The organism is Proteus sp. G4380 (assembly GCF_963885725.1).
In the GTDB taxonomy this organism is placed as follows: domain Bacteria; phylum Pseudomonadota; class Gammaproteobacteria; order Enterobacterales; family Enterobacteriaceae; genus Proteus; species Proteus mirabilis.
The window spans coordinates 1-13,531 of the sequence record NZ_CAWPAV010000126.1; the positions used below are offsets into that span (position 1 = coordinate 1).

Sequence of the window (13,531 nt, forward strand, 5' to 3'; positions counted from 1 at the left end):
ACTCCGTCGTTTCTTCTGGCTCTTCTTCGGAACCCATTTTCGAAAACAGATTCATAATGACGATCCCGCTGGCAATAACTGCCATACCAATAATAGCAGCCGTATCAGGATGTTGACCGTAAAATGCCATACCTAAAGTAGATACAACTAAGATACCGGTTCCGGACCAGGTGGCATAAGCTAAGCCTACTGGAATATTTTTAACTGCACGAGATAATGAATAATAACAAACAATATAAAGAACAATAATTAATCCTAATAATAATGTCTTTGTTATTCCTTCACTATTATCAAACATTTTTAAGGTCGAGGTTGCTGAGGTTTCTGAAATAATAACCGCCAGCATCCAAAGCCATGATTTTGCTTTTGGGGACATAATAAAACTCCTAAATTTTTAGATATGGTATATTTTAATCTTTCAAACTTTTTAAATATTCAATAGCAGAATCGGTTAATTTATCTTGTGATAATTGGTATTTTTCAGGGTTACTCATTACTTGTTTCAAAGTAATATAGCGATTATTATTCAGTTGTTTTGTTTCCGTTTTATTAATAAATTTTAACTTGTGATCAAACGTATTCTTTTTTAAATTATCTTCAACTTCATTTATTGAGCAAAAAGTAATACCCATTAATATTAATCGTTCAATATTCTGTTTTAGCACTAAGTTATAGTGTTCATTTTGGTTTAAACCTAAAATTTGATTAATTTCACTGTTTGGCTGACAAAAGTAAGGTAATGCAATAATAGGAATATTTTTAGCCAATGCGGAATGAATAAGTGTTCCTTCTTCACTAATCATTAACCCATTAATAATTTCTCCCACCAGCTTTTTGTCAAAATAGGGAATAAATAATGCCTGATAAGCGGATAACCTATGGGGATCAAACTCATCGGATTTAGTGATATCCCCTACATGGCACCACTGCGATAAATCATGGCATTGCTGTGCCTGTGTGGTAACAAAAATAGAGGCTCGTACAGTGGAAAAATGGCTAATGCGTTGATAGATTTCATCACGATATCCCGGCGCCGGTGTTAAAACTAACAACACCGGCTTTTTTATACGCTTTTCTATTTCTGCAACAATCCGTTCAATTAATTGATTGTCCATTACCTCACCTCATTGTCTTAGCTGACAATAAACACGCTGTCGTTATTTCTAAGTCCTGCCGCATTTGCCTCATCGGTATCAATATGAAATTCCAATGCAAATTTCTCACTGACACGCACAATCACTTCATCAAAAATCAGGCTACGTTCACCCTCTGTTTTTACATGCACTTTCTGACCATTGGTCACATTTAACGCTCTAGCATCAATATTATTCATATGAATATGACGCTGAGCACAAATGACTTGCTGTTTTAATTCCACATATCCCGCAGGCCCCATTAAAACCGCATTACCGGAGCCTGCTAAATCACCGGAACCACGCACGGGTGCCTTTATACCTAATGCAAAACAATCTGCTTTTGAAATCTCTAATTGGCTTTGTGGACGAACCGGCCCTAAAACACGAACTTTACTGATAGAGCCTTTAGGCCCGACTACCATCACACACTCTTTGGCGGCAAATTGTCCCGGTTGTTTTAGATCTTTAAACGGGGTGATCTGATAGCCGTGACCAAATAACGCATCTACATCTTGTTGTGAAAGATGTACATGTCGATTAGAAATACCAACAGGAATAGCGATCCCTTGATTTATGCCCATTCCCACATTGGGGATATTTAAACGAGTGAGAATTTTTCCCATTAGTTGTTGATTAATCATTATTTTTTACCTTTACGGCTTTCAGGTTTACTCTCTTTTTTACTGCTTGGTGCTTTATCTGCTGTCATTGCTTTAGTTTCAGGGGCACTATTTTGAGCCAGTCGATCTGCAACTTCTTTTGTCGCGTCACTATCGCCACTTTCATGCTTCATGACAGTTTCAACCCTGTTTTCAGCCAGCGTTTTGAGCGCATTCTGTTGTGTTTCTTCACTAATAACAGCGCTTTTTTTCTTACCTTTTATTGTCAACAATTTGGTGATAACACTTGGCTCAGGTCTTGCTATGACGAGTGATCCGATAACCAACTCTTTTTGGCTCACCACATCTACACCATGCTCAACCGCTGTTTTTACCGCACTGATCTCACCTTGAAAACAGACAGAAACTAACCCTGATCCAATTTCTCTATAACCGATAATTTCAACACTGGCAGCTTTACAAGCCGCATCAGCAGCTTGGATCGCAGCGGTTAATCCGCGTGTTTCAATCACACCTAAACTGTTCATCTTTCTCTCCTACTGATTAGTGGCGGACAAGACGGATCTCAAAATCAAATTGTTTAAAGAAGGCTTCTAAGCGATCGAGCTCTTCTGGCGTATATCCCGGATCGTTTTTAATGGGGTAGATCATCTCCAATTTTTGGTATTTATTACGGCCAAATTGGTGATAAGGTAGGATATCGATGCGCTGAAGATTACCGCGTTTTGACAACGCCATGGCGTAGTTAATCGCACCAGTAATCGCATCATAAGAGTCGTTATAACCTCGCACTAAAGGCATACGGATAACCACATTTGCACCGAGATCCATCAAACGCTCTAAATTACGGCGGACATTCTCATTACCAATGCCAAATAATGCTTTATGCTGAGTAGTATCAATGTGTTTGATATCAATTAGAAACTGATCAACGACTTGCGCTAATTTTTCATAATTAGCTACATTAGTGGTTGCTTGTGTTTCCACCGCGGTATTGATCATCATCTTTTTACATTCACGTAGCAGAGCTACAGCAAAATCCGTTTGTAAACTCATTTCGCCGCCACCGATTGTGACACCACCGCCGGAAGAGATATAGAAGTCGTAATCTTGCATGATAATGTCCATCAATTCAGATACAGAGACATCTTTACCCATAATATCCAGTGCATCAGAAAGACACACTTCTTCACATTTACGGCATCCAATACAATCAACGGCACGATCAACGCGATGAACTTGCTGCCCTTGCTCATTGGTTGTCATGTAATGCACACCTGCCGGACACACATCAACACATTTACCGCAATCCACGCATTTATCGCGAGAGTACATCACCTGAAATTCACTGCTAAGACCTTCTGGGTTTGAACACCAAGGGCAGCGGATATTACAGCCTTTTAAGAAAACCAGAGTACGAATACCATCACCATCATAAATAGAGTATTTTTGGATATTAAATATCCGCCCTCTTATTTCTGCTGCCGTCTCCATCTTTACGCCTCCAAATCTGCATCAAACATCCTTGTTCGATAAATTTACATCTTGTCTTGTCGCGATTAATAGGGAGGACTCTTAGCCCTCCTTAGGTCTATGATCAGAATTTCTCAATCACTGTACGACTAATAATTTCATCCTGAACTTCTTTACATAATTCAACGAAGTACGCACTGTAGCCAGCAACCCGGACAATTAAATCGCGGTACTTTTCAGGCTCTAATTGGGCTTTTTTCAGTACTTCATTATCGACATAGCTAAATTGCATCTGACCATTACCCAAAATAGAGGCAGTTCTTAATAAGGTAATTAATCCTTGGCGTCCTTCATTGGTATCTAGCAAGCCTTTGAGGAATTTAAAGTTATGAACCATACCGATATTCATGGTTTCAACATTCATCTTGCTGATGGATTTAATGATGGCAGTTGGGCCATGTTTATCGGCACCCTGTGTAGGGCTGATCCCATCTGATAATGGTTTCCATGCTAAACGGCCGTTTGGTGTTGCTGCGGTTAATTCACCAATTGGCGTGTTATTAGAGATAGATAATGTACCGTGACTAAATGTGGAGTAGAGCATTTTATATTTACGGCATTCACGTTCAGTCCATTCGGTAATGTCTAACGCATATTGGTCAACAACATCATCGTCGTTACCAAATTTCGGTGCATTTAAACAGTCACGCAGTAACTCTTCGTGCCCTTCAAAATTAGCTAATAAGCCGTCACGTATTTGCTCTAAGGTATATTTTTTGTCTTCATAAACCAGTTTGCGAATTGCCGCCATAGAATCGACATAAGTGGCTAAACCAGAGAAGATCAGACCCGGTCCGTGGTTAACCATCGCACCACCCGCTGTCACGTCTTTACCTTGCTCCATACAACCTTCAACCAATAGCGACATGAGTGGTTTTGGGGCAATGTCACGGTGAACGCGCTGGCTGATAACCGTACCAATTGCTGATAAACGAATAATATGTGCGACTTGCTCTTTAACCGCGCGATCGAAATCCTCATAAGTACGTAAATCACGTAAATCGCCGGTGTCTAAGCCTTGGTAGCTATCAAACAGCACCATACGACCACGATTTAATACAAATTCAATGGCAATTGGCCACTGGGTATAACCCGTTGATGTCCATTGATAGATACGACCTGATTTTTGTGGTTCAACACAGCCCATCAAGCAGTAATCGCGTGCATCTTCAAAGTCGAAGCCTTTGCGCAACATCATCTTGATATGAGAATCATCGAAGTGACAGGCAGGGAAGCCCATTCCCGCTTTGACCACATCAACGATTTTTTCCATATATTGCTGTGGCGATTGGTTATGGATACGACAAGCCAGTGAAGGTTGATACACTTTCACAAAGCGTACTGCGTCCATAATCAAGTAAGTTAAATCGTTACAAGCATCGCCACCTGAGCGTTTTTGTCCCCCCACCGTTAAGTTGATAAAGGGTTGATAGCCGGCAAAATATTTTGCGCCAAGTTCACTAGACATCCACATTAATTCGGCACATTTGATGATAAAGGCCTGCATCATTTCCAGTGCTTGTTCACGCGTTAAACGACCTGTTTTAATGTCGTTTTCATACATTGGGAAACAGTATTGATCTAAGCGACCTAAAGAAAGTCCCGTTTGGTTCTCTTCAACTTCAAACAATGATTCTACAGTCCAGATACTTTGCAGTGCTTCTTGCAATGTTTTTGGTGGATTAGCAGGAACATTTTCATTGACTTGAGCAATGGTCAATAACTCTTCACGACGTTGTGGATCACTCTCTTTAGAGGCTAATTCACGGGCATGCTCGGCAATACGATGAGCATAAGCGATAACCCCTTCACAACTTTCAATCGACGCTTTATAGAAATAGATACGGTCAATATCAGCAGGATTTTCCATGCTTAATTCAGCCAATTTCGCTTGTGCATCGGCTTTAATACCGTTCATCCCTTTGGTGAATAACAGCACGTCATAACCGGGGCAAGTATCACCACCACCATTAATTTGATGATAAGAGAGATCGCTGACAAAGGTTTCACCACTGAACTCCCATACACCCGCTTCGCGGTATTGCGCTTCACAGATTTCATCTAAAGAGCGACCTTCCCAAAATGGCACTATCTCTTCACGAATGACTTTTTTGTCTTCTTCTGAAATTTGGAATGGATCTTGTGGGCGCGTGCTCATGGTGTCGAGTTCATCACGTACCCAACGCCATGCGATATCAGGAGAGAAAGCGCCAGCACGCGGTTTCCCACAAGGATGTCCCACAATAAGCTCTTCATCTTGAATTAAGATAGGTGCGGTTTCACAAGCACGGCGGAAAGCTTTAGCACGCAATAAAATAGGGGGTAAACCAGGATTATTGCGAGCAATTTCAGTAAAGGCTAATGCTCTATAAATTGAAACACTAGGACGAGCCTCTAAATAACGATTACGCAGGCGCTGTAGACGGGGAGTTAAGCCTTCCATTACAGTCAACTCACCATTTGCTGTCGCCGGTGTAACAACATTGGCTGAAGGTGAAGCATATTGCGGTGGTGTATTCATACGACCGTTATATAAACGGACTTGTAGTGAACTGTGTAATGCTGATAGATTAGCGCGCGCTGATAACAACATTTCTGAAAGTTCGTTAATACTGATGCGAGGATCGTTAATATCGATACCTTGGGTCATGGCATCAAACATTGGATAGCCATCGACTTCTTTCGTTGCGCGCACTTCGGATAGCTCAGCCAGTTTTAGCCAAAGACTTTCAACAATCTCATAAGCTTGTGCTGGCGTTAAACGGCCTTGGTCAATATCACGTTGATAGAATGGGTATAGTGCTTTATCAAAGCCCATTGGGTTGATAGCGTAGCTACCATTCTCCAGATGAAGAATAAGCTGTAATAAATAGAAAACTTGTACCGCTTCTTTAAAGGTTTCTGCTGGCTTGGCGGGTACTTTACGTAAAATAGCCGCACTTTCTAATAATTCAGCTTTACGGTATGGATTACCTTCCATTGCGGCTAAATTTTCTGCTTTAGCTGACAGTAGTTGTGCAAAATAAAGTGCCGCATCACATGCATAAATCGCCGATTTGCAGAAATTGGCTTCATCCATACTGCTACGATTTACCGCACTACCAATGCTTCTCATTCTATCTTCAAGTTGTGCTTTGATGGCTAAGAAACCTTGATTCACCACCAGCATATAATCAGGTGATGCAACGCTATTATTGATACTTAAAAAGCGATAAATAGAGTCACTACGCACTTCTTCTTCGCTGTGGAAAATCGCACCACGTGGTGTTGAGGATTGGCTACCGATAATAAGCTCATCTTGAGCGATATAGCTTGGAAAATGACGAATAAACTGATAAAAGCGTTGTGCAGGTTTAATCGCTTGGGGCACACCGGCAATATTGTTATCTAATGAATCAAAAATCGTCGCACGCTCTGTGCTAATAGAACTGTTACGTGAAACTAAACGTTCTGCCAGCATTTTTACGCGTGGCGTCAAAGAATATTTGGCCATGTGAGGCTCTCCTGATGTTCTTTACTAGACCTAATCGGTATTAATTGAGCATTAACTGTGTGATACACCGGCAAATGCCTGACGATACAATGTTTCTAATTGGTGTGTGTTTACGTCACGCGGATTTGTCGGCGTACAGCTATCGCGTAAAGCCTGTCCGACCATTTCCGTTAAACGGGCATAAAAGTCCGCTTCACTGACACCGGTATCGCGAATACTCTTCGGCATACCCATTTCATCTTTCAATACATTAATGGCGACAATAAGGCTGATAACGCCTTCTTTTACCGTCTGCGCAGGTAATCCTAAACTTTGGGCAAGGTAGGCATAGCGCTTCGCTGCTTCGCTATTACAATCACCATGAAGATTGGCATTAAAGGCAATAACATGTGTCATCAATAACGCATTCGCACGGCCATGAGGGACATGAAAAACACCGCCTAATGCATGGGCAAGACTGTGTGTAATACCTAGCGACGCATTAGTAAATGCCATACCTGCGATGCAAGATGCATTGTGCATTTTTTCGCGAGCAAGTAAGTTATCCCCTTGATGATGACAATCAAGCAGATGGCTAAACACTAATTTGACTGCTTTTTCTGCCATCGCATCAGAAAAATCAGATGCAGCTTTAGACACATAAGCTTCTAATGCATGGCAAAGGACATCCATACCCGTATCAGCGGTAATTGCAGGAGGTACAGATTTCACAAGTTCAGGATCGAGGATCGCGATATCAGGCAACATAAACTCATCGACCAATACCAGTTTTTCACTGCGTGATTTGATCACTGAAAAAGAGGTCACTTCAGAGCCAGTACCACTGGTCGTGGGGATCGCAATAAACTGCGGTTTACTTCTACTGTGCTCTTTACGGGTATGCCAGAGGGAGTACATAACGGCTTTAGCAGCATCGATAACAGATCCACCGCCGAGTGCGATAACCAAATCAGGATAATGGGCATCCATTATTTTCATACCACTGACAATGGCAGAAATATCAGGATCTGATGCAACATCATCATAGATTTGAAACTCAATACCTCGTTGCATTAATTTTTCAGTGACTTTATCTGCAAAGCCAAACTTCACCATTGCTTTATCTGTCACCACAAATGCGCGGCGGGCAGTTAACCCAGAGAGAAAATTCAGTGCATTGGTGCCAAACTGAATTTTGGGTTTTATCAGAAACTCACTCATGTCGTTATTACTCCTTACTGTCCCGATAAACCTTCTCAACAATGGCAACCACGGACATCGCCTTGTAACGATCTTTGTTTAGTGCGAAGTATTCTTCAGCCAACACCACATCGTTGATACCTGCACCCACACTATCCACTGCAACATAGGTTTTATTTTTCAGTGGATTAAGCTCATCATCTAAGGTCGCTATCATTAATAAATTGCTTCCTTTCAGTTCAGGGCTTTTTTGTGTCGCGACTACGTGTCCGATTACCTTTGCGAGGATCATGGTTTATATCGCCTTCTATCAATGAGTTATTTACCCAGACGTCCGAGAACTTCTTTGATAATGCGCTCCACGTTCTCTTCGGTGATCTCACCTTGCTCAATCACTTGTTGTGCACACGCACTGACTGTCGTTGTATAAGGGGACGCGCCAAAGCGATCATCACCTTGTGTTTGACGTTGTGCTGTTGCACATTCCGCATGAACAGGGGTTAAAGAAGGTGAACGAAAACGATCATCATCAAGAATGCTGGTGTGGTAATTTGCGCTAGAAACAGCAGGTTGAGCAGCTTCTTGTGCTAATGGACAAGGTTGTTTTAACTCTTCAACACTACGTACCCCATAACCGACTTTACGAATATTCAGTAAATTCATCGGGCCGACGTTATCTGAGCTAGAACCACCGCCTACCGCACCACAACCTAGGGTTAACGCAGGAGTAATATTGGTCGTTGCGCCAATACCACCTAATGCCGCCGGAGTATTAATTAAAATACGATTAACGGGTTTTTCTAAAGAGAACTGACGAATAACATCTTCATTTTGGGTATGGATCACTAAGGTATGACCTAAGCCTTCGTTAGTGAGCAATTGCACCACACGATGACAGGCTGATTGCCAATCTTCTTCAATATACATACCTAAGATTGGGCACAGTTTTTCCCGTGAATAGGGATTCTTCGGTGAAACAGTATCTTGTAGTGCAATCAAGACGCGGGTATTAGCAGGTACAGTAAAACCGGCGCGCTGGCTTAAATAGATAGCATCTTTACCAACCACCGCAGGATTTATCGTGCCATTAGCGCGCAATAACATAGAAGCGACTTTCGCTGCTTCTTCATCATTCATAAAATAAGCACCTTGCGCTAATAGCTCACGGTGAACTTCGTTATAAATGCAACGTTCTACGATGATGGATTGCTCTGAAGCGCAGATCACGCCATTATCAAATGTTTTACTGGTGATGATATCGCTCACTGCTTTTTTGATATCCGCACTACGCTCGATAAAGGCAGGGCCATTACCAGGACCACCACTGATAGTTGGTGTGCCTGATGCATAAGCCGCACGCACCATTCCTTCACCGCCAGTGGCTAAAATTAATGACACATCTTTGCTGTGCATTAATTCTTTTGTCGCTTCCAATGTCAGCAATGTCACACCATCGACAATTCCCTCAGGTGCTCCCGCTTCTAGTGCGGCTTTTTTGACAATTTCTAGCGCGCGGAAACTACACTGTTTCGCATTAGGGTGCGGTGAAAAAATAATCGCATTACCTGCTTTCAGTGCAATTAGGGTTTTATAGATAATGGTTGAAGTTGGGTTAGTGGAAGGCACTAACGCTGTAATAACCCCTAAAGGTACCCCCACATCCATGACTTTTTTCACTTTATCGTCATTGATAATGCCAATGGTCTTTAGGTCTTTCATATGTTCATACACACGCAATGACGCAAAGGTATTTTTCAGTACCTTGTCTTGCCATTTACCAAAGCCGGTCTCTTCGCTGGCCATTTTTGCCAACTCTTCTGCGTGACGAGCAGCTTCAAATGCAATGTGTTTGACTATATTGTCGATTTTTTCCTGCGAAAATTTCGCATATTGTTGTTGCGCATTTTTCGCATTACGAACTAGCTCGCGAGCCAGTTGTCGGGATTGCAAATCTTTATCTAATGCAACCATGTTTTCCCCCATACAGGAGTTAAAAATTTAGCTGAATAACGTTTTTTGCTTGGCAGCACCTGAATAATCAGGCTTTATGTTGCTCTGCAATCTTCTCGATATCGTTATGTGGTCTTGCAATAACACGAGAAGTCACTACTGTGCCGATACGTTTTGCCGCTTCAACACCAGACTCAACCGCTGCATTAACTGCACCGACATCGCCTTTCACCATGGCTGTCACTAAACCTGAACCGACGTTTTCATAACCAATCAGTTCCACATTGGCTGCTTTACACATTGCGTCAGCAGCTTCAATGCAAGCGACTAGACCTTTGGTTTCCACTAGACCGAGTGCTTCTTTCATATTTATTTCCTTCGTTATTCAGTCACTTTGTACTGGGCAACGATTTTTTGAATATCGTTATGTGGACGAGCGATGACTAATGAAGTGACCACCGTACCTACACGTTGAGCCGCTTCTAAGCCAGAATCTACAGCGGCTTTAACGGCCCCCACATCGCCTTTTACCATTGCAGTGACCAAACCTGAGCCAACATTTTCATAACCAATCAATTCAACATTGGCGGCTTTGCACATCGCATCAGCGGCTTCAATACATGCCACTAGCCCTTGAGTTTCAATAAGTCCTAATGCATCACCCATACGTTCTCCTAAGGCAAAGACTATGCCTTGTGTTTGATAACAATTTTGTTGATGTCATTGTGAGGACGAGCAATCACAAGTGATGTAACGACTTCACCCACCCGTTGCGCTGATTCCACACCTGAATCTACCGCAGCTTTCACTGCCCCTACGTCGCCTTTCACCATCGCAGTCACGAGACCTGAACCAACGTTTTCATAACCAATCAATTCAACATTGGCGGCTTTGCACATCGCATCAGCGGCTTCGATACATGCCACTAACCCTTTAGTTTCAATCAGACCTAATGCATCACCCATTTTTATTTCCTCCAGGAAGCCGTTTAACGGTTTACAGTTACCCATCATGTCTGCGTGGTGATTTTTTAAACGCAGACCTTGGTTTCAAATTCACTATAACGGCTAAAAATAAAAACAACATATAAATCCATAAAAGATAAACATATAGTTTTATATTCTGATTTTTATGCTTATTTAGCCTTGTTTTTATTTGTCTGTGCTGTTAATTGCCTTTTTTTATCTGTTTAAATTTATAAAAAAACACACAAAGAAGATGAAAAAAAAGACAATTTAAGTTTGTTAGAAGGATGTTGAAAAGGTGCAAAAAGGCAGTACAAATCAGCGGGAAAGATGTGCGGGATATCACTAATATTTCAATGCCAGCTCAAGGATGAGAAAAAGCTAAATCTAGTCTATATACAAAAAGTGCTATTTCTAGGTTAGCCCTTTATGTCTTAAGCCGAACTCATCATGCAGCGTCCTTAGCAGGCATAAATAGTCAATGTTTCCGTCGATGGGGGGACAGTATGAGAGAGGGAATATTCGCAAGAATACGTCGCAACGCTCGCCCAATATTTATTGAGCGAGAAAGTAATGTGGATTTTTAATCGAATTTACTGCCGGGTTTTAAGGTACAAATATAGAGTGGGGAATTGAGCGAACTGAGTAATAACGTTTTTTCATTTAGCTTTTGTGCGTTAATAAATAATCCATCATGACTATCTGACATTTCACGCATAAAATAATCAAAAATAACATCGGGAGACTCATCAATCGAGGAGGCACTAGACTCCCATTGACTGACAAAATAGTGACGCTCGGTGGGGGAAACCCGCTTTGTGGTGTAATCAAATTTCACATAACGTTGTAAATAGAGCCAACCCGCTTTAGAGGTAGTATACCCCTCAACCACAATAGAGCCTTTGCCATTAGCACCAAAAGAGAAATGAATATTGCCATTCACATTCTCATCTTCCATATTTTCAAAGCGCATAATGCCCTTTGTTGAACAAACCATCATACCTTCATTTTTGATAGTTAATAATCTTGTTGCTGCATAAGTGGCGACCAAGATAAAAATCAGGGCCGATAAAAAACATAAAAGTTTCCCTGAGATTTTCATTAGTATTTCCAAGAATAGTAAAAGTAATTATCGCAATAGCTAAATGGATTATCTTCGTTCTTAGCGCAATGCGCTAAAAAGACACGCCCTAAGCCATTAGTTTGTAATTTATCACCATAGAAAAAAACAAAGCGCTCCCCTTTCACACACTGTAAATTAAGCTTCTTTCTTACAGCGTCAAAATTGCGAATATAATTATCACTGACAGAGGAGTTAATCATGGCCTCGTTAGAGAGTAATTCACAATCATTATGGGTGAGAGGTGTTAAAGTGATAGGCTTTGATTGATGCTGATTTAAAAAGATGATCACCACAAGAAATATGGCGCCAAATAAAAAACCAATACTGGCTAAATACCAACAAATTTCTGGTTTTTGTGGCGATGTTACCGATAATTGAGGCTCTTTTTCTAATTCACTGTCTAGATTATCAGGCTCCGATGATAACGATGTCTCAATGGGTGATGCGGTATGACTTTGATTTGCTTCACCTTCGTGCTCATTCGTTTGCGTGACAGGTAACAGTGTTGAGTCATCAATTAATTCAACAGAGATATCAGGATTAAACTCTAGTCGCCCTTTGGCGATAGTGACAATAATATTTTCAATACCATAATGACGAAATGTTTTACGCAATAAACTTAAATATTGGTTTAAATTACTATTTGAAGAAACTAGCCCATTGTCATCCCACACGCGTTTTAATACTTCATCACGATTTACTACACCGGGATTTTGAATAAAATAAAAGAGTAACGCATTAGCGGTAATAGACAGATGTGTATCAACGTCACCTTTTTCTAACGATATCGCGCCATCCGTTGCGTCGTAATAAATTGAGGCATTTATTCTGTATTTCATTGTGCCCTCATTCATCCTAATTAACATGGCTGATTTGCTGTGTCGGCCATATATTCAAATGTCATTTTTAATAATCTTTCAACTAATGCACTACGCTCTTGTTGTGAAATCGTAGGGCCTTCTGTGAGTTCTGATAACCAAAGGCCATCGGCAGCATAACGAATTAACGTACCTAAGTAGCTATTATCAAGTTTATCGCCTTTGGCTAAATGGCCTAACATCCAATCACGCCAACATTGACGCATTATTGGCTCGTTAGGCATAGCTAAAGAAAGTATTGCCAATTGGCGACTTTCATCTGACTGTTTGAGATCAGAAATATAGGTTAAATAAGCGCGAGAAAAGCGCCCTGCTTCTATCGGATCGTTGGCCATAATTAACGCAATTCGTTTATCCATAATACCGAGTAAGCGTTTGAATACCGCCTGTATCAGTTCTATCTTCCCAGGAAAATGGTGCAATAATCCGCCTTTACTGACACCCGCTTCTTTGGCTACGGCATTTAAAGATAAAGAAGCAATTCCTTCATTCGCCACAATAATACTTGCCGCTTCTAATAACTGCTCTTGGACGCGGATAGGATCTTTTTTTCGGTGATGTGCGGTTGTATTCATGCGTAGGATAATACCGACCAGTCGGTATGTTCCTTATTGATCAAAATCAAGCACTATTAGAGTGAGCCTTATTATATGC

15 protein-coding genes are annotated in these 13,531 nt (G+C 41.3%); all 15 read right to left on the bottom strand.

Annotated elements, in window-relative coordinates; genetic code table 11:
* Nucleotides 1-376: DMT family transporter (locus AACU98_RS11600; RefSeq protein ID WP_161735921.1), on the bottom strand; the 376-nt coding region annotated here is incomplete at its 3' end.
* Nucleotides 377-410: 34 nt separating this feature from the next.
* Nucleotides 411-1,115: a hypothetical protein gene (locus AACU98_RS11605; RefSeq protein ID WP_124725558.1), complete on the bottom strand. Its 705-nt coding sequence runs from the start codon at nucleotides 1,113-1,115 to the stop codon at nucleotides 411-413.
* Nucleotides 1,116-1,132: 17 nt separating this feature from the next.
* The gene (locus AACU98_RS11610) at nucleotides 1,133-1,777 is read right to left on the bottom strand and encodes a phosphate propanoyltransferase (RefSeq protein WP_004249187.1); all 645 of its coding nucleotides are present in this window, start codon (nucleotides 1,775-1,777) and stop codon (nucleotides 1,133-1,135) included.
* Nucleotides 1,777-2,283: a BMC domain-containing protein gene (locus AACU98_RS11615; RefSeq protein WP_155290051.1), complete on the bottom strand. Its 507-nt coding sequence runs from the start codon at nucleotides 2,281-2,283 to the stop codon at nucleotides 1,777-1,779. Before AACU98_RS11615 ends, AACU98_RS11610 begins: the two co-directional genes overlap by 1 nt.
* A 16-nt stretch (nucleotides 2,284-2,299) precedes the next feature.
* Nucleotides 2,300-3,250 (bottom strand): choline TMA-lyase-activating enzyme, encoded by a 951-nt coding sequence (gene cutD, locus AACU98_RS11620; RefSeq protein ID WP_004249185.1) that lies wholly within the window; start codon nucleotides 3,248-3,250, stop codon nucleotides 2,300-2,302.
* 103 nt (nucleotides 3,251-3,353) lie between these two features.
* Nucleotides 3,354-6,782, bottom strand: a complete 3,429-nt coding sequence (gene cutC, locus AACU98_RS11625) for a choline trimethylamine-lyase (protein ID WP_161735923.1) — start codon at nucleotides 6,780-6,782, stop codon at nucleotides 3,354-3,356.
* Nucleotides 6,783-6,833: 51 nt separating this feature from the next.
* Complete coding sequence (locus tag AACU98_RS11630; RefSeq protein WP_004245865.1) at nucleotides 6,834-7,982, bottom strand: 1-propanol dehydrogenase PduQ; 1,149 nt, start codon at nucleotides 7,980-7,982, stop codon at nucleotides 6,834-6,836.
* Nucleotides 7,983-7,989: 7 nt separating this feature from the next.
* Nucleotides 7,990-8,253 carry a EutN/CcmL family microcompartment protein gene (locus AACU98_RS11635; protein ID WP_004245867.1) on the bottom strand — a complete coding sequence of 88 codons (264 nt, stop codon included), beginning with the start codon at nucleotides 8,251-8,253 and terminating at the stop codon, nucleotides 7,990-7,992.
* A 26-nt stretch (nucleotides 8,254-8,279) separates the two neighbouring features.
* Complete coding sequence (locus tag AACU98_RS11640; RefSeq protein ID WP_004249183.1) at nucleotides 8,280-9,932, bottom strand: acetaldehyde dehydrogenase (acetylating); 1,653 nt, start codon at nucleotides 9,930-9,932, stop codon at nucleotides 8,280-8,282.
* A gap of 67 nt (nucleotides 9,933-9,999) precedes the next feature.
* Complete coding sequence (locus AACU98_RS11645) at nucleotides 10,000-10,278, bottom strand: BMC domain-containing protein (RefSeq protein ID WP_004245869.1); 279 nt, start codon at nucleotides 10,276-10,278, stop codon at nucleotides 10,000-10,002.
* Nucleotides 10,279-10,292: 14 nt separating this feature from the next.
* Entirely contained in the window at nucleotides 10,293-10,577 is a 285-nt protein-coding gene (locus tag AACU98_RS11650; protein WP_004245870.1) for a BMC domain-containing protein, read from the bottom strand.
* 20 nt (nucleotides 10,578-10,597) lie between these two features.
* Nucleotides 10,598-10,876: a BMC domain-containing protein gene (locus AACU98_RS11655; protein ID WP_004249182.1), complete on the bottom strand. Its 279-nt coding sequence runs from the start codon at nucleotides 10,874-10,876 to the stop codon at nucleotides 10,598-10,600.
* A gap of 583 nt (nucleotides 10,877-11,459) precedes the next feature.
* On the bottom strand, nucleotides 11,460-11,978 hold the full coding sequence (locus AACU98_RS11660) for a FidL-like protein (protein WP_004245872.1): 519 nt from the start codon (nucleotides 11,976-11,978) through the stop codon (nucleotides 11,460-11,462).
* A complete protein-coding gene (locus tag AACU98_RS11665) occupies nucleotides 11,978-12,838 on the bottom strand; it encodes a transcriptional regulator (RefSeq protein ID WP_124725553.1) in 861 nt (286 codons plus the stop codon). Before AACU98_RS11665 ends, AACU98_RS11660 begins: the two co-directional genes overlap by 1 nt.
* A 20-nt stretch (nucleotides 12,839-12,858) precedes the next feature.
* Nucleotides 12,859-13,452 carry a TetR/AcrR family transcriptional regulator gene (locus tag AACU98_RS11670; protein WP_046334990.1) on the bottom strand — a complete coding sequence of 198 codons (594 nt, stop codon included), beginning with the start codon at nucleotides 13,450-13,452 and terminating at the stop codon, nucleotides 12,859-12,861.
* Between the last annotated feature and the right edge of the window lie 79 nt (nucleotides 13,453-13,531).